Below are 20,879 nucleotides of genomic sequence, written 5' to 3'. Positions count from 1 at the left end.
CATGCTTCTATACACCTTGCGCCGCATCAACCTGCTGCTTATCACTCTGCTGGCGCTGACCTTTGTCGCCTATCTGCTGGACTATCGGCTGATCGGCAATCAGCTCAGCTTCTGGAGCGGCTATCCCGACTTCCTGCGCCGCATTTTCGCAGGCGACCTGGGGCTCTCCAGCGTCTCCGGGCTGCCGGTGCTGGACGAGATCCGCCACTACTTCCCGGCGACCCTGATCCTCTGTCTGGCGGCGTTCGCCATCTCGCTGCTGGTGGGCATTCCTCTCGGCACCCTGGCGGCCCTGTCACAGGGCAAGACGCTGGATCTCTCCATCATGACTGCCGGTCTTATCGGCTATGCGGTGCCGGTATTCTGGCTGGCGCTGCTGGTGGTAATGCTCTTTTCGTTGGATCTCGGCTGGTTGCCAGCCTCCGGGCAGATCAGCCTGCTCTACGACGTGCCCCCCATCACGGGCATCGCGGTGATCGATGTGCTGCTCAGCAACGAACCCTGGCGGCAAGCGGCGCTGCACGATGCCCTGCGCCACCTGATCCTTCCGTCACTGGTGCTGGCGGTGGTGCCCACCACCGAGGTGATCCGCCATGTGCGCAGCTCCCTCATCGACGTGATGAAGCAGAACTACATCAAGGCGGCGGCGAGCCGGGGCCTTTCCAAGGCGCAGATCGTTTGGCGCCATGGTCTCAAGAACGCCCTGCCGCCGGTACTGCCGCTGCTGGGTCTGCAACTGGGTAGCGTGCTCACCTCCGCCATGATCACCGAGGTGGTGTTCGAGTGGCACGGGATCGGCCGCTGGCTCATCAGCAGCATCGCCCTGCAGGATTACGCCGCCATTCGCGGCGCGACCCTGGTGGTGGCCAGTTTCGTGATCCTGACCAGCGTCAGCACCGAGTTGCTGACCACCCTTATCTATCCGGCACGGCGCAAAGAGTTGTATGCCAAACAAGATTGAACGCGCTCATGGCGTGACCAGGAGCCAGGTATCCTATGCAAGATAAATCGAACATCTATCCCGAGCTCAAGATCCTCTCGCCCCTTGAGCAGACGTGGGCCTCCTACAGCCGCAATCCGTTGGCAATGGCGGGGCTATGGTGCTTTTTGCTGTTGCTGCTCATCACGCTGGTGGGGCCGCTGGTCGTTCCCTACGGCATCGATGAACAGCACACCGACAAGCTGCTGCTCGCCCCCTCGTGGGCGGCGACCGGCAACATCGACTACTTCCTCGGCACCGACGATCTGGGGCGCGACATGCTCTCCCGGCTGGTGGTAGGGGCGCGTCTCACCTTCGGCTATGCGCTGGTCGTGGTGGTGATCGCCATGGTGGTGGGCTCCGCCATCGGTATCCTCGGCGGCATGAGCAAGGGGCTTAAATCGAGCGTGCTGCACCACCTGCTCGATACCCTGCTCTCCATCCCCTCCCTGCTGATGGCCATCATCATGGTCGCCATCATGGGGCCTGGCCTTGGCAACACCCTGATCGCCATTACGCTCGCGTTGATCCCGCCGTTTATCCGGGCTACCTACAACGCGGTGCATGCCGAGATGCAGAAGGAGTACATCACCGCCAGCCGCCTCGATGGCTCGCCCCCCTTCCGGATCATGCGGCTGGCTATTTTGCCCAACATTGTCGAAACCCTGGTGGCCCAGACCACCCGCACCTTGTCGGCGGCCATTCTCGATATCTCGGCGGTCGGTTTTCTTGGCCTCGGCGCCCAATCTCCCCAACCGGAGTGGGGCACCATGCTGGCCGATTCGAGCGACCTTATCTATCTCGCCCCCTGGACCGTCACCCTGCCCGGCATCGCCATCCTGTTCAGCGTGCTGGTGACCAATTTAGTTGGTGAAGGCATTCGCGAAGCACTCAAAGAGGGGAATGACTGATGCCGCTGCTCGATATTCGCAATCTCACCATCGAGATCGACACCCCGCAAGGCAAGGTCAAGGCGGTGGACAAGGTGAGCCTGACCCTGACCGAGGGGGAGATCCGCGGTCTAGTGGGTGAATCCGGCTCAGGTAAAAGTCTGATCGCCAAAGTGATCGTCGGCATCGAGAAGGACAACTGGACGGTACGTGCCGACCGGATGCGCTTCAACGACATGGATCTGCTGACCATGGCCCCCAAGGAGCGCCGTCGCATCATGGGTCGCGAGATCGCCATGATCTTCCAGGACCCCATCAGCTGTCTCGATCCCTCCGAGGAGATCGGCACCCAGCTGGAAGAGGCGATCCCGACCGATTCGTTCGAGGGACAATTCTGGCAGCGCTTCCAGTGGCGCAAGAAGAAAGCCATCGCCCTGCTGCACCGGGTAGGCGTCAAGGATCACCGCAAGGTGATGCGCGCCTATCCCCACGAGCTGTCGGATGGCATGTGCCAGAAGGTGATGATCGCCATGGCCATTGCCAACCAGCCGCGTCTGCTGGTAGCCGACGAGCCCACCAGCGCCATGGAGTCCACCACCCACTCCCAGATCCTGCGACTGCTGGACAAGATGAACAAGCTGGGCAATACCACCATCCTGATCATCAGTAACGATATCGCCGCCATCGCCAACCTGACCGATACCATCAACGTGATGTACTGCGGCCAGATGGTGGAAGTGGGCACCCGGGAGCAGATCCTCGAGACCCCGCACCACCCCTATACCGATGCCCTGCTCAAATCGATCCCCGACTTTGACAAGCTGGTGCGCCACAAGTCGCGCCTCGAGACCCTGCCCGGCGTCATCCCGCCGCTGCAACACCTGCCCATCGGCTGCCGTCTGGGGCCGCGCTGCCCCTACGCCCAGAAGCAATGCGTGCAGACTCCGTTGATGAACAAGATCAAGGGCCATCAGTTCAGCTGCCACTTCCCGCTGAACATGGAGGAGCCAAAAAAATGATGACCGTTAATGCCCCCATGAAGGAGCCCCGCTTGTGATCGAGCCATCCCTGTTGCAGGTCAGAGGCCTTAGCAAAACCTACCAGAACCGCACCGGTCTATTCCGTCGTCAGGCGGTGGAGGCGATCAAGCCCCTCTCGTTCGATCTCGAAGTGGGTCAGACCCTCGCCATCGTCGGCGAGGCAGGCTCCGGCAAGAGCACCCTCGCCCGCATTCTGGCCGGGATGATCGAACCCACCAGCGGCGACATCGCCATCGACGGCCAGCTGATGGTGCATGGCGATTACCAGACTCGCTGCAAGCTGCTGCGGATGATTTTTCAGGATCCCAACACCTCGCTGAACCGCAAGATCCGGGTCGGCCAGATCCTGGAAACCCCACTACGCCTCAACACCGAGATGACTGAAGAGGAGCGCCGCGAGAAGGTGGTGCAGACCCTGCGTATGGTGGGGATGCTGCCGGATCACGCCCTGTTCTATCCGCAGATGCTCTCCTCCGGTCAGCAGCAGCGGGTGGCGCTGGCGCGGGCGCTGATCCTCAACCCCAAGATAGTGGTGGCCGATGAGGCGCTCTCCACTCTGGATATCTCGGTACGATCCCAGATCATCAATCTGCTGCTGGAGATGCAGGAGACCATGGGACTGAGTTATGTGCTGGTAGCCAACGATTTGGGTATCGTCAGCCATATCAGTGACGAGGTGCTGGTAATGCACGAAGGTCGGGTGGTGGAGCGCGGCAAGACTCTCAAGGTGTTTGCCGATCCCCAGCATGAGGTGACTCGCCGTCTCATCCAGAACTACAACAACGAATACCGCAAATAGAGAGGCGCTGGCCGCCTCCCTCACCGCTGTGTTTCGCCGAGCTCACACGGCGGGATCAAAAAAGCCCACTGCATGCAGTGGGCTTTCTGTTACCGGCGTTGCTGCTTAGGCTTGCAGCAGCAGACGGTTGATGCGGGAGACGAAGCTCGCCGGATCGTTCAGCCCGCCCTGCTCGGCCAGCTGGGCCTGTTCATGCAGCAGGGTGACCCACTCACCGAACAGTGCCTCGTCTTCAATGGTGTCGAGTTTCTTCACCAGCGCGTGATCAGGGTTGAGCTCCAGAATGTACTTCTGCTCCGGTACCGGCTGGCCGGCGGCACGCATCAGCTTGATCATCTGGGTGCTCATGCCATAAGCGTCAGTGACGATGCAGGAGGGGGAGTCGGTCAGACGGTGAGTGACACGCACCTCTTTCACTGCATCGCCCAGGCTCTTCTTGACCCGCTCCACCAGACCGGCATTGGCCTTCTCGGCATCGATCTGTGCCTGCTTGGAGGCTTCGTCTTCCAGATCGCCGAGATCCAGCTCGCCACGGGTGACGGAGATGAGCTGCTTGCCGTCGAACTCGGTCAGGTGGCTCATCAGCCACTCATCCACACGCTCCCACATCAGCAGCACTTCGACACCCTTCTTGCGGAAGATCTCGAGGTGCGGGCTGTTCTTGGCAGCGGCATAGGAGTCAGCAGTGATGTAGTAGATCTTCTGCTGGCCTTCCTTCATGCGGCCAACGTAATCCTCGAGAGAGACAGTCTGGGCTTCGCCCTCGCCAGCGGTGCTGGCAAAGCGCAAGAGCTTGGCGATCTCTTCGCGGTTAGCGTAATCCTCGGCCGGGCCCTCTTTGAGCACGTTACCGAACTCTTTCCAAAATTTGGCGTACTTCTCGGCATCGTCTTTCGCCAGCTTGGAGAGCATGGTCAGCACGCGCTTGGAGCAAGCCTTGCGCAGGGAGGCGGTCACCTTGTTGTCCTGCAGGATTTCACGGCTAACGTTGAGCGGCAGATCGTTGGAGTCCAGCACCCCTTTGACGAAGCGCAGGTAGGTCGGCATAAACTGCTCGGCGTCATCCATGATGAAGACGCGCTGCACGTAGAGCTTCAGGCCGTGCTTCTGCTCGCGGTTATAGAGGTCAAACGGTGCGCGGGCCGGCACGTAGAGCAGGCTGGTGTACTCCTGCGCCCCTTCCACCCGGTTGTGACCCCACAGCAACGGATCTTCAAAGTCGTGGGCGACGTGCTTGTAGAACTCCTGATACTCCTCGTCCTTGATATCTTTCGGGTTGCGGGTCCACAGTGCCGTGGCGCGGTTGACCTGCTCCCACTCGCCCGGGGTGCCGACGATGGTCTCACCATCCTCTTCGCGATCCGGGGTGCCCTCTTTGAACATCTCCACCGGCACGCTGATATGATCGGAATATTTGCCCACCACGGAGCGCAGGCGCCAGTCGTCGAGGAACTCGTCCTCTTCGGCACGCAGGTGCAGGATGACGTCGGTACCGCGACCCTCTTTGGTTACGTCAGCGACGGTGAAGGAGCCTTCCCCTTCAGATTCCCACTGTACGCCCTGCTCCGGAGCAGTACCGGCGGCGCGGGAGACCACGGTCACCTTGTCGGCCACGATAAAGGCGGAGTAGAAGCCGACCCCGAACTGACCGATCAGCTGAGAATCCTTGCCCTGATCGCCGGAGAGGTTTTTGAAGAATTCTGCGGTGCCGGACTTGGCGATGGTACCCAGGTGCTCGATCACCTGATCACGGGTCATACCGATCCCGTTATCGGAGATGGTCAGGGTACGCTTCTCTTTGTCCACCACCAGACGCACACGCAACTGGCCGTCGTTTTCGAACAAAGAGGCATCGGAAAGCGCCTTGAAGCGCAGCTTGTCCGCCGCATCGGATGCGTTGGAGATCAGCTCGCGCAGGAATACTTCTTTGTTGGAGTAGAGGCTGTGAGCCATCAGGCTCAGCAGTTGTTTGACTTCAGTCTGAAAGCCGTGGGTTTCGGCATGAACACTTTGGGTCATGGACCAATCCTCAGAAACATCGGGTTGAACATATGCCCAACCTAGATGGGGACAGCGATCCAAATATCAAGGGGGCGAGTGTGCAATCCCGCTCATTCGCCCCCCTGTTGGCGTGTAACCGCCGATTTTATGTTCAGTTTTTCGCGACTTGCCTGCCGCCACCCGCCCCTTACTTGAGGCGCTGGCGCCCCATCAGGGAGTGGGAGAGCGTAGTGCCATCCACCAGCTCCAGCTCGCCCCCCACCGGCACCCCGTGGGCGATGCGGCTCACCTCCACCCCGGCGGTGCGGGCCATATCGGCGATATACCAGGCGGTGGCATCCCCTTCAATGGTGGGATTGGTGGCGAGGATCAGCTCGCTGATGTGCTCTTCCTTTAGACGGCGCTCGAGAATATCGAGCCCCAGCTCCTCCGGGCCGATGCCATCGAGTGGCGACAGATGGCCCATCAGCACGAAGTAACGACCGGAAAACTGGCCGGTCTGCTCGATGGCGGCCACGTCCGCCGGACTCTCCACCACACAGAGAAGGCCATTCTCTTCCCGCTTGGGATTGGCGCAGATATCGCAGCGATCGTTCTCGGTAAAGGTGCGGCAGTGGCTGCAATGACCGATCTCGGTCAGGGCGCGGGAGAGCAACTGGGCCAGCCGCAAACCACCGCTGCGCTCACGCTCGAGCAGGGTAAAGGCCATCCGCTGGGCAGACTTGGGCCCCACCCCCGGCAATACCTGCAGGGCTTTCATCATCTCATCGAGCAGGGGACTGAACTTCATAACACTCCTTACACGGGCCTGCCCCTCGCCACCACCAGGGCCACGACGGGTCAGCAAAACAAGATAACGCCATTGGCGCAGGACTATACCCGAGCCCGCCGCCCATCGCCATCGGCTTGCCCACAGAGCCCGCTAAAAACGCGGATAGCAAAAAGCCCCGATGTTTCCATCAGGGCTTTGCAATTTGGCGGTGAGGGAGGGATTCGAACCCTCGATACGTTGCCGTATACACACTTTCCAGGCGTGCTCCTTCAGCCACTCGGACACCTCACCAAATTTTTGCTCACTGCTTTATGTGCTTGAGCTGCACATTCGCTGGCGGACCATGCCGCGGCGACGGGGCGTAATGTAAGGGATACGATGGCTTTTGGTCAATGCAATTTTTTACTTTTTGCGTTTGTTTGCTCAATATCCGAACCAAGTGACCAAAAATATGCCGTTTCGTATCCCTTTCAATCAATTTACTGCCGCTTCGTGCAAATGTTCACCTTTGAGCGCCTCTTCCAGCGAGCCGTAAAATTCCAGCTTGCCGGGCTGCGGCCGTACCTTGGCGCGTGCCAGGGTCTTGAGCGGTTGGAACTGCAACTCGGCCACCCGCAACTCGACACCGGCTTTAGCCATCTGCTTGCCAAAGTGGAGGAAGGCAGACAGGCCGCCCGCATCGAGGATGGAAACCGCCTCCATCTGCAACACCAGCACCTTGTGCCCTTTCACTTGTGATTCCAGCTCGGCAAAGACCCGTTCGGCCGCTGCGAAGAAGAGCGGGCCGTTGATCTTGTAGAGCAGGCCATTGTTCGGCACCTCATGGGCATAGCGCTTGTGCTCGGCCAAATCGTGCAGTTTGGTCATCTTGGCGATTTCGCGCATAAAGAGCAGGGATGCCAGGATCACCCCGAAAGTGATGGCGATGACCATGTCGAAAATGACGGTGAGCGACAGGCAGACCAGCAGCACCAGCACATCGGATTTGGGCGCGCGACGGATCAGCTCCAACACCTTGTGCGCTTCACTCATGTTCCAGGCCACGATCAGCAACAAGGCAGCCATGGCCGAGAGCGGCAACCAGGAGAGCCAGGGGGCCAGCACCAGAATGGCAGCCAGCACCACCAGCGCATGAACAATCCCCGAGATAGGGGACGTAGCGCCGGCACGCACGTTGGCGGCAGAGCGGGCGATGGCTGCGGTAGCGGTAATGCCGCCAAAGAAGGGAGCGAAGATGTTGCCAAGCCCCTGCCCTACCAGCTCGGCGTTGGAGCTGTGTTTGCGACCGGTCATCCCATCGAGCACCACGGCGCAGAGCAGCGACTCGATCGCCCCCAGCATTGCCATGGAGAAGGCGGCAGGCAGCAGCCGCTCAACAGCCGCCAGGTTCCATTCAACTGGCAAGCCATCCGGTCCGGGCAAGGCCCAGGGCATCACCAGGGTCGGTGCGATGGGCGGGATCCCCATCCCCTGGGTGCCATCGGCCAGGGTATAGCTGAACTTGCTGCCGATGGTGGCCACATCCACCCCAAAGTAATGGAGGCCAAAACCCAGACCTACCCCGACCAGCACCGCGGGCAAGTGGCCGGGCACCGGCAGACGCAGGCGCGGCCAGAGCAGCAGCACAGCCAGCGTTGCGACCCCCACCAGGGTATCGCCCCACTGCCAGCTTGGCAGGGCAGCGGCCAGCGCCTCGACCTTGCCCAGATAGGTTTCCGGCATCTCGGGCACGCTCAGGCCGAAGAAGTCCTTGATCTGCAAGGTGGCGATCACGATGGCGATACCACCGGTAAAACCCAGCGTCACTGACGGGGGAATGTACTCGATAAGGCGGCCAAGACGGGCCATCCCCATCGCCACCAGAAAGAGGCCTGAGATGAGCGTCGCCATCAACAGACCACCAACCCCGAACTGCTGGGCGACCGGGTAGAGGATCACTACAAAGGCAGCGGTCGGGCCGGAGATGGAGTAACGGGAGCCACCGGTCACGGCGATCACGATACCGGCAATGATGGCGGTATAGAGACCGTGTTGCGGCGGTACACCGCTGGCGATGGCCAGCGCCATGGCGAGCGGGATGGCGATGATGCCCACCGTCACACCGGCGATAAGATCACGGCCGAAGCGGGCCATGCTATAGGGTTCATCAATACAGGACTGGCGTAAGGCTATGGCGAGCTTCACGCTATTTAAAGAGGCTTGCTTGTGCATGTATATCGTAATACCAGAAGAGGGAGATAAAGGCCGGAGAGATCCGGCGCCCGATCATCATCAAGGGCCGGCAGGGCTGTCGACGCGGCGATGGTATCCTGCGTAACCTTACTCCAGACGGGCCATTTTTTCGATGGGCAGGATCAATGAAACGCGCGCTCACCCATTATTTGGCCTATTTGCCGCCAAATCGCCGATCTTGGCTCCTGCTCTCCCCCTTTTTGCCACAAAGATTACCATTTGAGCCTCATCGAGTTGCCAGCACGTTCGCGACATCATACTGGCATCATCAGGTTGATGCGAACCGAGCCAATAACCCCTGCGTCGGTTGGGGGCGGTGATGGCAAGAGACTGATTGTGCTGAAAATAAACCGCAAAGCACAACTTTTGGTCAAACAGTCCGAAAATCCGGTTTTCGGGAAATTCGCGGGTTGACACCCGCCGCCCTGGTCATTAATATTCGCCCCGTCTTAACGAGACAGGCAATTCCTCCTTAGTTCAGTCGGTAGAACGGCGGACTGTTAATCCGTATGTCACTGGTTCAAGTCCAGTAGGAGGAGCCAATTCCCTCGTAGTTCAGTCGGTAGAACGGCGGACTGTTAATCCGTATGTCACAGGTTCAAGTCCTGTCGAGGGAGCCACATTTGAAGCCCAGTTTTCGAACTGGGCTTTTTCATATCTATCTCTTCATAGTTTCAAGCCGAGCCAGCTATGCCTCACCGCTTGCTCTGCCACATTCCCCTCGCAGTGAACGCTCCACTCTCCCTGTTTTCTCTCAACTCAAATTCGACTGACGATTACTCCGGTCCCTATCCGGTCAGCTCAGCTGGTAAATGGGTCACGATTTAGCCCAAACCAGAAGTCATACCCTCCCCTGACGTAAATCCCCCCAGAAAAACCCTCCGGTCACAGCTTCCGGTCTTTCTGCTGGGAGACCATGGGGATGCTCAGACCGGAGCAAGTGGCTCTGGCGTGGAGATAGCGTAGATTGAAAGATGGAGACGCCCACCAAGAGCAAGGGAAGAGGAATGGTTAGTGGGCAAGACCGGAGCAGCTCTGGGGCATATCCGGTCTTTTGGGCTGTAGCTGAAGTTTGCCAAGTTGTGCAAAGTCGCGTCGATGCAGACGAGGTGACGGGTCGTCACGACGACGCGACCGTCGGCAATATCTATCTCCCTCCACACGAAATAGACGTTTCTCACACAGAACTAAAGTGTCATGACAACCTTCACTCTATCTATAAGTAACATATTTGCTCAGACCATGCGAACGTATCACATGCATCACCACAAATAACACATGAAACAATATTAAAGTAATGAGGAGGAAACATTATTGGCCTGTAATTTGCTTGCTCTTGTCACCGATTTCCCATGGGATGATTGCCATGTATATAAAAAGCCATAAACTCCCCCATACTCTCTTGATGGCTCGAGCCACAATGAAGGTCATGGAGCAACAAAAAACGCCGTCTGACACCAGCAATAGAAATGTTACTCAAGCGTTACTTGAACACGCTTTGTATCAGAATCGCCAACCACTTACTTACGATTATCTCAAAAGAGGGTTATCCAGAGATAATTATGTAGATAATCAAGGCCTTACAACTAAGATAGCTTCACAAAATCTAGTGGATAAATACCTAGGCTTTGACCGTAATCGATACAATGATCTTGTCAAGAAAATAGATGCAATGGAAATACAATCAAAGTCAATCACAACTGATGATTCAATTAAATTGAAAGATTATAAGCAACAAAGAGATTTAGTGCTCAAAAAGGCTATTGACAATTTAGTTGGGTAATTTTTGCCGTTTACAGTGCCATTTTTTTGCCATCGATGGTACAGGCATTCAGCTGGCCCCTTACAGTCGTCAAAACTCATCACCCCGCAGTGAACTCTTAGGATAAGGTGCGACAAGCCTTTGTATAAGCTCATGCTCTCTACTTGAGCTATACCTTCAATCGGTTTAAATGGTATTTTTCGATAAAGACGGCAATTTACGGCATATTTCATCGTTACGCTGACTGAGGGTGTAGGTAACATCGCTATTGCTTTCCAAATCGCAGCAATCCAAGTAAAGCCAACCGAGGGGACTCTGATTAGCAGGTCAGCACGCATGTGCAAGGCGTGTTACTCCATCACCAACTGCTTTCAATACAACAAGTATCAGATTTATCGTAGCGCTCTCACCTTCTGGGTTGATACCGCCGTAATGAACTGTTGGTTGCATCATGAGCAACGGGGCCTCAGTCAGCTCTACACTGACCAAACTATCTGCACACTCAAGGATATGCTCAGCCTCACTCTACAAGCTACCTAGGGACTATTCGGTTCATTATTTGGGCTGATGGATGTGCCAAGGTGCGTACCAGACTATAGCAGTGTCAGCAAGTGCGTTCGCACAGAGAAAGTCGCGTCGATGCCGACGAGGCGTCGGACCGTCACGCCGACGCGAGCGTCGGCAAATTTCACGCAAAATCCCCAGTAAATCCCTCGCCCCCTCCCCCGGCAGCTCACCCTGCCATCTCTGTCAGAAATGGCTCCTTTGGGTATCCCATGTATTGAATGAAACCCAAACTATGGCAGACTGCCTGTTCACAAAAACTTTTGCATTTAAAAGGAGTTGTTTGCATGGCGACCAAGAGTATTGGCGAGCTGACCCAGGATGAGATCTTGAGAATACTAGGCCCTGACCAAGGCAGTTCTAGGGATAGTAGCCGTGTTGCTGTGAGCCGATCGACTAGAGATAGCTGCGTAAACGTGGTTGATGGGAAGTTACAGGTAAATGGAATTGACTAGTTCCGTCGCACAGTTGAGGCAGCAGATTAAATAAAGAATGCCTCCGCAAATGGATATGATGGTTCTGACCACAACCATCGCCAAGACACGAAAATAAATGTAAATCGGAATATTCAAACAAAGAACTTAACTAAAAAAATGGAGGATGATTTTTATATTTTGCTCGCTCCACAACTTTATTAAGCGGTTCAAAATCATAGTCTTTGAATTTAATGGTGACATACCGTAGGCGTGCATACTCTAAGTGCTTTGTTAATGTCCTTCCACTTTTAGCCAATATCGTGTTGACCGTCAGTACATGTCTGTATTCTACAGGTTTATCCATTCCTGCTTTGATAGCTCCCTGTAGGGCTAATGCTAAAGGTGTCATTCCTTTGCTAGCACTATCCCAAAGCATCATTAATAGCCTTGCTGCATCAACGAAAAGTTGCTTACTTTCATTAATCTTTATCGTCTTTAAAGGTACCTCTGTACCTGTACCTGTACCTGTACCTGTACCTGTACCAAAATTTTCAGACCGAAGCGGGTTAAATATTGAAATCGGCCCAATCTCAAGCAATAATAGAAAATCTTCTGCCGCTTTATACCCACATAAAAAAGAACCTACTGCGCCACTTTCCCTATGTGTAAATTGAAAACAATAGTAACGCTCTTTAAGCACATAACCTGAGTAACTATATTTTTCCTGCCCAGGGAGGAGTTTAAAATGTGCGATAGGTACAATGTCATACTCAGTGAGTAATTCACGTCTGATCTCGGAACCTCTACGATGAAAACGCTCCGGCAAGCAATCCTTTTCAGTATTCATTATGCTGCACATAGTACCTTCCAACCCCAGAAATAATAATATCTAGAAAACGAAACCGCACATAACACTTACCCATACCCAAATCAAAACAGACTACCTTGTATTACTTCAGGACGTAATAGCTCAGTGGACACCCCCTCTGTACCACCAATCAAAAATGGACTTCTAGGATCATGTTTTGCCTTATTCTTTAAAACAGATGATTGACTATATGTGGCATAACAATATGAACATCCATGCAAGCAAGTGTTATAAACACCTATATCAACACTTTTAATACAACCACACTCGGCTCGCTGACCACTGTCTTTTCTTTCACTTAACGAAATCCCAAACAATTTCATTAGAAGAGCATCATCAATACATTTCCCATGTGAGACCCCTACCTGTGAAAGATCTAGACCTTCAGCACATGATTCGATCTCCATACCATGCGCAGATGCTACCTCAGACATATAAGATGACAGGTCTAATACTGATTGTTGCTCATGCAAAATATCTTTATATTTCAGCTCAGATATAACATCCAAATTTTTTTCTGTTTTTTTGTAAAGATCTGCGAAGCTAATGACAACCCGATTAGTTTTCCCCTCAAGCATAGATGCTATTTTTTTAAATAGTCGCTTATGTTCATCTAAATCTACAATATTTGACAACAGTATGGGATCATAGCGCCAAATCACGCGTTCTTTACCAATCCGATCACTTAATTCAGAGAATGTCGCTATTGCCCTATGTGGCCTAGGTACAGAATGCTCCAATAGTTTCGGATAACCCGTAATTGTATATTGGAAGTAATACCTATATCCTAACGAGTCAAGTTCATCCAGATGCTTCATAAGCATTTGGGGATTTCTTGTCCAAAACACGATTGCATCCACTTCCGATGGGAGTAGAGATATTCTAGAAATCTGATGCGCATTAAATGGATTTCTTACAAGTAGAAAACCCTCCCTGACTCTATTCATAAACCATGGAGTATAAAATGCTGGGATATCTGTCCTTCTACTTGCGCTAAGAATCATCAACGCCTCACCGAGATAAATGAAACCACATTCATATTCAATTTTGGCTCCATTTTATTTTTAATGTCTTCAGGATATGTAAATCCACCCCAATATGTAAAGTAATGCTCCTTTGACTCGCTCGGCAAAATAATATCCAAGAATTTTTTTATTCTATTCTTCACAGCATCTTCTGGTCTGTCGTTTATAATTATGAGAGCGTTTGACTTCATTAAACCCTTAACTCTATGAGCAAGCATATAAGCCTCAGCATCAGAAAGTTCTGACATCAAATAAGACATGAGGATTATATCCTGCTTTGGTAAGACCACACTCTCATTTAAAGTTAAATCATGATGTATAGTTTTGTACTCTTCACTGAGGTTTTGTGTGGTTGTCCCCAACGCTACAGCCCTATAGAATATATTATCCCAGATAGGATTAACTTCAATTCTGGTAAATGATACTTTATAAGTGTTTTTTGAGTCAATACTAGCATAACCTCGGATTCTCTTTCTTATCCCCAATATATCGGAGCCCGGCCCCCCACCTAATGAGAGGATAGATAAATCCCTAGTTAATAAAATATCCTCGACACCATTCATGTGTAAGGATGAATCAACAGCCGTAGCAATTTCCTCCATATGAACAGGATAATATCTAACGGCATACACTTTCATTTTCTGTTCACATGAGTAGTCTATTTCATTGCCATCAAAATATTGCCTTGCACAACATCTGGCACATGAGGTCGCACCAGGTGACACTTTTTCACAACCAGAAAACTGCTCAAAATCGATTTCATCGAACAATTCTTTAATTAAGGTGTCCATATCTATCCCAATAAATAATTTTTTCTCCACAATACCCGAACGAACAAGTTCTTCAAATATATATTAAATCCATGTTAATCCCAAACACTCAGAGCCTTTCATATTCACATTCCAAAGGAAAAAACATGGTTATCCGTCACATTTTGAGCAAGCAATACGCCGCAGTCAGCATCAAGCCAATGAGAGACGGCAGTGTCGATTTCACGGTCAAGGGCAGTACCAAGGGAGCGGTCAAAGGAGCCATCACCGGAGCTGGCATCGGTGCCAAAGGCGGTATCCCTGGAGCAGTCGCAGGCACCATCATCGGCGGTACTATCGGCTACATCACTGGGCCAGCGGACTGAGGGAGCAACTATGGATGAGTTCATTCAAGAAGGGAAATACGCATCTCACGAAACGCTCAAGGGGTATGCCTACAGCTGGCAAACGCTGAGCTGGCTGATGCAGGAAGTCATCACAAACGGTATGTATGTTCCTGAGTTCCTACCAGATGAAAATCAGCCTGTGCTGCTGGTCGTGGTCAAAGAGGCGACCGTGCTCAAGGCCAAGTCCCTGCACAGCGAAGCGCCTGAAGTCTTGATCTCGATAGCATCCCATACTGGCGAGTCAGTATGGGATGACGACAACGGGTACTACGCTGACTACTGGCGGTTAGCTGCAGGAACTATCAAGCTGATCGACTGTGCTGAAGATGCCGTGTTCTGGCTGCCCCTCCCCGCTGTCGAAGCATGGGAGCCATATCGCTTCTCTGGCTATGGCTCACCGTTTGATGCCTTGTCTGCGCCACTCCCTGTATTCCAGCATCTGGCCTTCTCGCTCAAGCCAGATCAAACCTCGCCTGATTTGGGCACCACTATCTACCTGAAATCAACTATCTGACTATCTCGAAGGACGCTAAGCATGAATACCAAAACCGATAAGCAAGCAGCCAAACAGCAAGTAAATACGACTGCCACAGCTAAGTTTGATGGCATACAAGCATCACCAGCCAAGGTGGTCTTGGTCAGTGGCGTAGCCACCCTCCTTTCGCCAGGCTCTACAACTACCGTGGGCTATGAGATTGGCCATGAACCCGAACAGGCTGAACTGTTGATCCGTCTGACAGGTAGCAGTGGTGGTGGCCTCTGTTCCAAGGAATGGTTCGTGCTGGCACAAGTCGTCGATCTGCTAAACGAGCAACAACCGGACAAGGCATTTACCTCTGGCTTGTTCAAGGTGATCTGGAACTTCAAGGGCAGCAGCAATAACGCGGGGTTCCTAGCTGCCGTGCTGCGCCATCTGGAGTTGACCAAGGCTGCACCTGACGTGCGGTTCGACCATCTGATCACGGGTAAACATACCGAGTGGTTCGATGGACTTAAGACCAAGCTGCCAGCAGAGACCAACGCAGCTCAGTAACCGTTCCATCCTCCTACTCTCCCCAACCCCTTTTACTCAATCTCAACGAGAACCAAGATATGAAACCGACCCTCGTTATCACGGGCTTACCTGTGAGGATAAGTCACGATCTGCAAATGCTACTTGAGCAGGCCATCAGCTCGGCGCTGGAGGATTTCCCAAACGAGATCCCGAATGGCACCATACCAGCAGCACTGACCCTCAACTATCGAGATCCTGACTACAGCGCAACAACCGGAGGCTATCACCCTGTCGAGATCCGTCTTGAACGCTGGGATGACGGCTGGCATCTGCGCTACGTCACCGACTTTGCGTATGTAGGCCAAGGCTGGTGTACCGAGTTGGCCAAAGAGTTGGATTTCGATTTCAGCATCGAAGAGTACACCCATTCGATCATGGGAGAGATTTCCCCGGCAGAGGTGAATGAATGGTTTGACGTCTGGCAGCAGAGCTTTTGCTGTTATGCCCAGATGGACGTATTCACCCTGACGGTGACACCTGACTGATCCAGTTCAGGCAAAAAGCTGAAAAAGTCGCGTCGGTGGCGACGGAGCGTCGGGAACCGTTTAGGTCAATTCGTCAGCTCGTCGCCACCGACGGCAAATTTCTACGTTTGGCGAATTTTCCCACCCAGAAGACCAGATATCGACCGGAAGAAGGCCAAGCCCTGTTCCACCTCCGGCCTGAGACCAACATTAGGCTCAGCCAATCCCCAATCTCACCTCGGCAGCACAAGGAATTGACATCCCTGTGCTGTTTTTTCTTGGACAGACCAGCCCTACCCCACTCATCAAATGACAGGAGACAGACGATGGCAAATTCTCCCTCCCGATTTCGCTTCACTCAAAAAGCCATTGAGGCGCTACCACCGAACCCACCCCATGCCAGATCAACTGAAGCCGAATACAGTGACACCCAGATCCCAGGCTTTAAATGTCTGGTAGGCAAAGGTGAAGGTTCCAAGAAATTCCTGCTTCGCTATCTCTGGCAAGGACGTAAACGGGCTATATCCATAGGCCGCTTCCCCGATGTAGACCTGAACACGGCCAGAGAGATCGCCACAGACTATAAACGGCTGCTTTCGCAAGGCATCGACCCCAAGCAACAGAAGGAAGATAAGCGGCAGGAACTCACCCTGACCGAGTTGTTTGAGCAGCATTACTTCCCCTATGCCATGCACCACAAACGCTCATGGAAGGATGATGCTCAACGCTTTCGTGACCACTTAAAACCCGCCTTGGGATCACGATTACTGTCAGAGATAAAGCTTGAGCAAGGCCAGGCCCTACAGACCAACTTGCTGGGCAAGGTAAAGCCAGCCACCAACAACCGGATCACCACTTTGCTTAAAGCGATCCTGACTTGGAGCGTTCGAATGGGTTATCTGGAGCAACACCCAATGAGACACCTCAAGAGCCTGACTGAGAACAACCAACGCACCCGCTATCTGGACAAAGGGGAGATCAGACGGCTGTTTATGGCTGCGGATATCGATGAAAACCGTTATGCCGGTCAGTACGTCAAACTGCTGTTGCTGACAGGGTTGCGTAAGGACGAGTTGAGGCTGGCCAAGTGGGAACACCTCGATCAATCCCAGCTGACCCTGTTCATCCCCCACACCAAGAATGGGAAAAGCCGGATCCTTCACCTCAACCATATGGCCATGCAGATCCTCAAGGAGACCCACCCTATCGAAGGAAACCCCTATCTGTTTCCAGGACAGAAACAGGGCCAGCCGCTGAACAACGTTACCAGACCATTTAACCGGATGCTCAAGCGGGCGAGGATTGAGGGGCCAGTCTGTATCCATACCTGTCGCCACTCAGTCGCAGCCTTGATCGTCTCAAGTGGTGGAACCTTGTATGACGTGCAAGCTCAGTTGGGCCATGCCAGCAGCCAGACCAGCCAACGATATGCCCACCTGCACGCCAGCAGGCTGAGGCACACCAGTACCCAAGTGGCCAACTGTGTGGAACAGGCGTTGATACCCAGCAACACGGTACACTCAGCCCTACCCCAACTCAGCCCAAACGGAGAAATTTAGGGGAAAAATGCCGACGGTCGTGGCGAGCTGACGGACAAACTCGACGCCTCGACGCGACCGCCAGCATATTGTCAAAACGCTTCATGCAACAAGAAAAAACCGCCAGTTGAGTTACCCTAATCGACGAAAAACCCCTTGATTTATAACACCATACTTAGGTAAGGTCTCACACGTAGACGTTTTATATGATTTGAGCAGTGGCGTTTACAGGCACTTGCCGTCCCTTCTAGATCGCGCTTAGCGTTGTAGGGACTCCAGTGTTGCACCGTACATCAAAAATCAACCTTTTGATTAACCTATTTGCTTTGCAGCAAAGGTTTGTGCAGCTCTGGATGATACCCGATGACCTACAGACGTTACGCAGTTCCCCATCCCCTAGATTTACCGTCAACTCAGTCAGACATCTGCGATAGTACCGTGGTGCCAGCACATTCATCCATGTGCTTTCCAGTTACCCCTGCAGTAGATAACAACTCGCCCGCCGCTATATCAACTCTGCTTATCCAAAATCCTGCACGTCGTGAAAATTCCGGCTCGACACGCCCTGTCGGGCGCTTACGCGACACTAGGACACCTTTGACAACGATGCTTCCTTGGATGGCAGAACACGACACCCTAGCCCAACGCCTCGGCGTGATCCTGACCAAGCTCAACAACGGGCAGCGGTTGGTGATCTCCGAGCTAGCCCATGAGTTCAACGTCTCGGCTCGTACTATCCAGCGAGACCTGAACGTTAGATTGGCTTATCTGCCGCTGGAACGTGACGGACAAACCTATTGGCTTGACCCCAGCTATCTGGGGAGAACCACCACACCTGCCATTTTGAGACTATGCGAGCAACTCGGGGCCAAAGCATTGTTCCCGGATGATCACGAAAGTCTGATCAAGCTCTGGCTCAACCCAGCATCAACACCTGTATTCGTCCTTTCCGGCTTTCAACTCGATGAAGACGACAACCATCACCAATGGCTAAAGCCACTTGCCAAGGCAATCAGCCAACAGCTCAAAGTCAGGCTGTCATGGGTCGGTGAGCAAGCAGAGCAAGAGATTGAGCCATACCGCTTGGTCAATAAGCGGGGCCGCTGGTACTTGGCAGGGGTAACGGCGGATACGCCATTTATCGAACCCTTGTCGAGTATCGCCAACCTCCAGCAGATAGAAATGCCAGCAGCGATCAGCGAGTCACAGCAGCAACTTCTTCAACACCTCATCGAGCAAGAGGCCATCCCTACTCACGAAGTGGTGATCAAGGCAGCCGCGCCTATCGCCCACGAATTCAAGCTCAGGAACATCCTTCCCGAGCAGGCTCTTATCAGAGAGCTGGAGGACGGCAGCATCTTGCTGGCAAGCCGCGTTTTCGATGGTGCACAGCTGCTGCCTGTGATCAAAACGTACCTGCCGCACCTTGAGGTGATCAGCCCTGCGGGGATCCAAGCGTTGGTCAAACGTGACCTCAAGACCCTGCTTAACCGGATGTAAGCCACATTTTCACACCACTTATTTCAATCCCCGACACCACCTGTCGGGGCAAATCACCACTATCTGTAGTTCAACCAACAAGGAGCAAAAACATGGGATCTCCCACGATAACTACGCTATCAGACCTCGTTCTACGCAGTCATGAAGACTATGAAACAGTCTTCGAACACGTAGCCGCTCACCTGCAAGCAGAGGGGGGCACTATCAAGGTTGCTGACCGAGCCAAGGGAACACTGGAAGCATCCTGGAAGTACGGTATCAATCCATTCGGATTGCGCGTGACAGTCCATTTCAGTTCACCAGAAGAAGGGATTGTTGAGCTATCGCTGACTGGCTCCTTCGTTGATGCGATCGACACATGGGGCACCGCCAAGAAGAAGGCAAAGGCGATCGCTGAAGTGCTTCCCTCACCTATCGATGTAGCCGCGTGGCCTATCCGTGAGCAGGCGTCGATTCCAGCTTCAACTCAATCAGCACCAGCGGGAGGCACCGTTCACCATAGAGGTAAGCGAAAGGTCTTGATGGCCCTGTTGGTCTTCTTTGGTGGTGGAATTGGCCTGCACAAGTTCTATGCCGGTAACTGGGGCTGGGGTCTGATCTATCTGGCCGCTTGCACCACAGGGATCCCGGTTCTGCTCTCTCTGGTCGAGTTCATCAAGGTACTTTGTCTATCCCAAGAAGAATTCGACAAGCGTTACAACTATCAGGCAGTGAGGGCATTTCAATGGGTATGGTAAGGGTAAAGAGGCTCGTTCTGGCAGCCAGTGTTTCACTGCTGATGGCACCAGCGGCTCAAGCCGGATTGCTCAGTAAATGGGACGAACTGACCGTGAAAGGGGGAGAACTGGAAAGCTGTCCAGGCGTGACCTTAGAGCAGCAGGCCGATAGCTTCTTTAAGGATCCCGAGTGGTCGGCAGGCAAAGCCGCTGATGGCCGCAAGCTGGTCAACGTGAGTGGCACATTCACATATGGAGATAGACCTGTCCGTGGCCTGCTTCAGATGTGGGTTCAAGGTGAAGAATTCAGCGTGGAAGCCTTGGAGGTAAATGGCCAGCCACAACCGGATGTCATGATTGATGCCCTGCTGGACAAGATGTGTGAAGCAGCAAAAGAAGAAGCTGCTCCCCAAACAGCTCTACGTGGGAAACAGCCCCTCCCCTTCATCGGCAAGCGCAGCTTTAACTTTGCAGGTGGAAGTGGCACAGAGCGATACATCACGATTCAACAGAACGGCCAGACGGTGATCGAAAGCTGTGGGGCATCCCTGATGGACGACAATGGCAAGTTCCAGGAGCCAAGCTGCTCGGTGGATTGGAAAGGCCCGTTCGCCATCCCCCTCAAGACAAGCTCAGCTATGTATAGGGTCGAAAAGGAGCGGATCTATCAGATTGAACCAGATGGCAGCCCAGCCCGAGACTGTATGGCATCCAGAGAGGATTGCAGCGTCAGTTTGTATGAGTAGTGCTAGGTTAGTGACAGAGGCGGGAGAGATCCCGCCTTTTTTTCGGTCAGTACCTACCAAAAGAGTAAAAATCGCGACGGTGGTGTCGGCTCGACGGGGGGTAGTTCGACGCCTCGCCACCGCCGTCACGACTTACACCCCAAATTTTCTTCACGCGATCTACGCCAGTATCGTTCCATCAACCCTTTCACCAGGCAACATAACACATACAATTCCGCAACAAGCGTCCTAGAAAAAGATAGCTTCAATGGAAGCCAAAAATAAAAACAACAGCCTCTGGGCCATTGTTTTGCATTTCTAACTATAATGCCTTCCATATTTAAATCGATGCAACTCAGGAAATATTTTAAATATTAT

At 53.4% G+C, this 20,879-nt stretch carries 19 protein-coding genes, 3 tRNA genes and 1 pseudogene; 16 read left to right on the top strand and 7 right to left on the bottom strand.

Annotation, left to right across the window (positions count from 1 at the left end; all coding sequences use genetic code 11):
- Position 1 precedes the first annotated feature (1 nt).
- The 4 genes from AB5Y73_RS02415 to AB5Y73_RS02400 are packed head-to-tail and all read left to right on the top strand — an operon-like array spanning position 2 to position 3,708.
- Positions 2-961: an ABC transporter permease subunit gene (locus AB5Y73_RS02415; protein WP_021231386.1), complete on the top strand. Its 960-nt coding sequence runs from the start codon at positions 2-4 to the stop codon at positions 959-961.
- A 35-nt stretch (positions 962-996) separates the two neighbouring features.
- Positions 997-1,890: an ABC transporter permease subunit gene (locus tag AB5Y73_RS02410; RefSeq protein WP_100645683.1), complete on the top strand. Its 894-nt coding sequence runs from the start codon at positions 997-999 to the stop codon at positions 1,888-1,890.
- Positions 1,890-2,888: an oligopeptide/dipeptide ABC transporter ATP-binding protein gene (locus AB5Y73_RS02405; protein ID WP_005333679.1), complete on the top strand. Its 999-nt coding sequence runs from the start codon at positions 1,890-1,892 to the stop codon at positions 2,886-2,888. The genes AB5Y73_RS02410 and AB5Y73_RS02405 overlap by 1 nt, the downstream gene beginning before the upstream one ends.
- Positions 2,889-2,922: 34 nt before the next feature.
- Positions 2,923-3,708 (top strand): ABC transporter ATP-binding protein, encoded by a 786-nt coding sequence (locus tag AB5Y73_RS02400; RefSeq protein WP_005333681.1) that lies wholly within the window; start codon positions 2,923-2,925, stop codon positions 3,706-3,708.
- A gap of 105 nt (positions 3,709-3,813) precedes the next feature.
- On the opposite strand, the gene htpG is transcribed toward AB5Y73_RS02400, so the two are convergent.
- The 4 genes from htpG to dauA all read right to left on the bottom strand — a co-directional run bounded on the left by htpG (position 3,814) and on the right by dauA (position 8,692).
- Complete coding sequence (htpG, locus tag AB5Y73_RS02395) at positions 3,814-5,727, bottom strand: molecular chaperone HtpG (RefSeq protein ID WP_064337750.1); 1,914 nt, start codon at positions 5,725-5,727, stop codon at positions 3,814-3,816.
- Positions 5,728-5,896: 169 nt separating this feature from the next.
- A complete protein-coding gene (recR, locus tag AB5Y73_RS02390) occupies positions 5,897-6,499 on the bottom strand; it encodes a recombination mediator RecR (RefSeq protein WP_005352677.1) in 603 nt (200 codons plus the stop codon).
- A 185-nt stretch (positions 6,500-6,684) separates the two neighbouring features.
- Positions 6,685-6,772, bottom strand: a tRNA-Ser gene (locus tag AB5Y73_RS02385).
- Positions 6,773-6,955: 183 nt separating this feature from the next.
- On the bottom strand, positions 6,956-8,692 hold the full coding sequence (dauA, locus tag AB5Y73_RS02380; protein ID WP_107684928.1) for a C4-dicarboxylic acid transporter DauA: 1,737 nt from the start codon (positions 8,690-8,692) through the stop codon (positions 6,956-6,958).
- A 487-nt stretch (positions 8,693-9,179) separates the two neighbouring features.
- On the opposite strand from dauA, the gene AB5Y73_RS02375 reads away from it, so the two are divergent.
- The 4 genes and pseudogenes from AB5Y73_RS02375 to AB5Y73_RS02360 form a co-directional block, all read left to right on the top strand.
- Positions 9,180-9,255 (top strand) — tRNA-Asn (locus AB5Y73_RS02375).
- Between the two features lie 2 nt (positions 9,256-9,257).
- Positions 9,258-9,333 (top strand) — tRNA-Asn (locus AB5Y73_RS02370).
- 809 nt (positions 9,334-10,142) lie between these two features.
- The gene (locus AB5Y73_RS02365) at positions 10,143-10,496 is read left to right on the top strand and encodes a hypothetical protein (protein ID WP_139493810.1); all 354 of its coding nucleotides are present in this window, start codon (positions 10,143-10,145) and stop codon (positions 10,494-10,496) included.
- Positions 10,497-10,811: 315 nt separating this feature from the next.
- Positions 10,812-11,111: pseudogene (locus AB5Y73_RS02360) on the top strand (transposase); the annotation flags it as partial.
- Between the two features lie 513 nt (positions 11,112-11,624).
- Here the strand turns inward: AB5Y73_RS02360 and AB5Y73_RS02355 are convergent.
- The 3 genes from AB5Y73_RS02355 to AB5Y73_RS02345 form a co-directional block, all read right to left on the bottom strand.
- Positions 11,625-12,302 (bottom strand): hypothetical protein, encoded by a 678-nt coding sequence (locus tag AB5Y73_RS02355; protein WP_279499564.1) that lies wholly within the window; start codon positions 12,300-12,302, stop codon positions 11,625-11,627.
- 83 nt (positions 12,303-12,385) lie between these two features.
- Positions 12,386-13,327, bottom strand: coding sequence for a DUF1848 domain-containing protein (locus AB5Y73_RS02350; protein ID WP_107684931.1), 942 nt, complete (start codon positions 13,325-13,327; stop codon positions 12,386-12,388).
- Positions 13,327-14,139, bottom strand: a complete 813-nt coding sequence (locus tag AB5Y73_RS02345; protein WP_146163595.1) for a hypothetical protein — start codon at positions 14,137-14,139, stop codon at positions 13,327-13,329. The genes AB5Y73_RS02350 and AB5Y73_RS02345 overlap by 1 nt, the downstream gene beginning before the upstream one ends.
- 125 nt (positions 14,140-14,264) lie before the next feature.
- On the opposite strand from AB5Y73_RS02345, the gene AB5Y73_RS02340 reads away from it, so the two are divergent.
- From AB5Y73_RS02340 to AB5Y73_RS02305, 8 genes are all read left to right on the top strand, one after another.
- Positions 14,265-14,483, top strand: a complete 219-nt coding sequence (locus AB5Y73_RS02340) for a hypothetical protein (RefSeq protein WP_107684933.1) — start codon at positions 14,265-14,267, stop codon at positions 14,481-14,483.
- 10 nt (positions 14,484-14,493) lie between these two features.
- Positions 14,494-15,018, top strand: coding sequence for a hypothetical protein (locus AB5Y73_RS02335; RefSeq protein ID WP_107684934.1), 525 nt, complete (start codon positions 14,494-14,496; stop codon positions 15,016-15,018).
- A gap of 21 nt (positions 15,019-15,039) precedes the next feature.
- The gene (locus tag AB5Y73_RS02330) at positions 15,040-15,537 is read left to right on the top strand and encodes a hypothetical protein (protein WP_107684935.1); all 498 of its coding nucleotides are present in this window, start codon (positions 15,040-15,042) and stop codon (positions 15,535-15,537) included.
- Between the two features lie 116 nt (positions 15,538-15,653).
- On the top strand, positions 15,654-16,043 hold the full coding sequence (locus AB5Y73_RS02325) for a DUF2787 family protein (protein WP_235655549.1): 390 nt from the start codon (positions 15,654-15,656) through the stop codon (positions 16,041-16,043).
- Between the two features lie 305 nt (positions 16,044-16,348).
- Positions 16,349-17,581 carry a site-specific integrase gene (locus tag AB5Y73_RS02320; protein WP_107684937.1) on the top strand — a complete coding sequence of 411 codons (1,233 nt, stop codon included), beginning with the start codon at positions 16,349-16,351 and terminating at the stop codon, positions 17,579-17,581.
- 597 nt (positions 17,582-18,178) lie between these two features.
- Entirely contained in the window at positions 18,179-19,060 is an 882-nt protein-coding gene (locus AB5Y73_RS02315) for a YafY family protein (RefSeq protein WP_279499562.1), read from the top strand.
- Between the two features lie 92 nt (positions 19,061-19,152).
- Positions 19,153-19,797, top strand: coding sequence for a TM2 domain-containing protein (locus tag AB5Y73_RS02310; protein ID WP_107684939.1), 645 nt, complete (start codon positions 19,153-19,155; stop codon positions 19,795-19,797).
- The gene (locus AB5Y73_RS02305) at positions 19,785-20,522 is read left to right on the top strand and encodes a hypothetical protein (protein ID WP_107684940.1); all 738 of its coding nucleotides are present in this window, start codon (positions 19,785-19,787) and stop codon (positions 20,520-20,522) included. Before AB5Y73_RS02310 ends, AB5Y73_RS02305 begins: the two co-directional genes overlap by 13 nt.
- The last annotated feature ends 357 nt before the right edge of the window (positions 20,523-20,879 follow it).

This window comes from Aeromonas sp. s7(2024) (genome assembly GCF_040907825.1).
Taxonomy (GTDB): domain Bacteria; phylum Pseudomonadota; class Gammaproteobacteria; order Enterobacterales; family Aeromonadaceae; genus Aeromonas; species Aeromonas veronii.
The sequence above is the reverse complement of the archived record's forward strand: the minus strand, read 5'-3'. Positions and strand labels throughout refer to the sequence as shown.

Coding starts and splice junctions, on each gene's coding strand:
- AB5Y73_RS02415 (WP_021231386.1), top strand. CDS start 2: ATGCTTCTATACACCTTGCGCCGCATCAACCTGCTGCTTATCACTCTG.
- AB5Y73_RS02410 (WP_100645683.1), top strand. CDS start 997: ATGCAAGATAAATCGAACATCTATCCCGAGCTCAAGATCCTCTCGCCC.
- AB5Y73_RS02405 (WP_005333679.1), top strand. CDS start 1,890: ATGCCGCTGCTCGATATTCGCAATCTCACCATCGAGATCGACACCCCG.
- htpG (WP_064337750.1), bottom strand. CDS start 5,727: ATGACCCAAAGTGTTCATGCCGAAACCCACGGCTTTCAGACTGAAGTC.
- recR (WP_005352677.1), bottom strand. CDS start 6,499: ATGAAGTTCAGTCCCCTGCTCGATGAGATGATGAAAGCCCTGCAGGTA.
- dauA (WP_107684928.1), bottom strand. CDS start 8,692: ATGCACAAGCAAGCCTCTTTAAATAGCGTGAAGCTCGCCATAGCCTTA.
- AB5Y73_RS02365 (WP_139493810.1), top strand. CDS start 10,143: ATGGAGCAACAAAAAACGCCGTCTGACACCAGCAATAGAAATGTTACT.
- AB5Y73_RS02355 (WP_279499564.1), bottom strand. CDS start 12,302: ATGAATACTGAAAAGGATTGCTTGCCGGAGCGTTTTCATCGTAGAGGT.
- AB5Y73_RS02350 (WP_107684931.1), bottom strand. CDS start 13,327: ATGATTCTTAGCGCAAGTAGAAGGACAGATATCCCAGCATTTTATACT.
- AB5Y73_RS02345 (WP_146163595.1), bottom strand. CDS start 14,139: ATGGACACCTTAATTAAAGAATTGTTCGATGAAATCGATTTTGAGCAG.
- AB5Y73_RS02340 (WP_107684933.1), top strand. CDS start 14,265: ATGGTTATCCGTCACATTTTGAGCAAGCAATACGCCGCAGTCAGCATC.
- AB5Y73_RS02335 (WP_107684934.1), top strand. CDS start 14,494: ATGGATGAGTTCATTCAAGAAGGGAAATACGCATCTCACGAAACGCTC.
- AB5Y73_RS02330 (WP_107684935.1), top strand. CDS start 15,040: ATGAATACCAAAACCGATAAGCAAGCAGCCAAACAGCAAGTAAATACG.
- AB5Y73_RS02325 (WP_235655549.1), top strand. CDS start 15,654: ATGCTACTTGAGCAGGCCATCAGCTCGGCGCTGGAGGATTTCCCAAAC.
- AB5Y73_RS02320 (WP_107684937.1), top strand. CDS start 16,349: ATGGCAAATTCTCCCTCCCGATTTCGCTTCACTCAAAAAGCCATTGAG.
- AB5Y73_RS02315 (WP_279499562.1), top strand. CDS start 18,179: ATGGCAGAACACGACACCCTAGCCCAACGCCTCGGCGTGATCCTGACC.
- AB5Y73_RS02310 (WP_107684939.1), top strand. CDS start 19,153: ATGGGATCTCCCACGATAACTACGCTATCAGACCTCGTTCTACGCAGT.
- AB5Y73_RS02305 (WP_107684940.1), top strand. CDS start 19,785: ATGGGTATGGTAAGGGTAAAGAGGCTCGTTCTGGCAGCCAGTGTTTCA.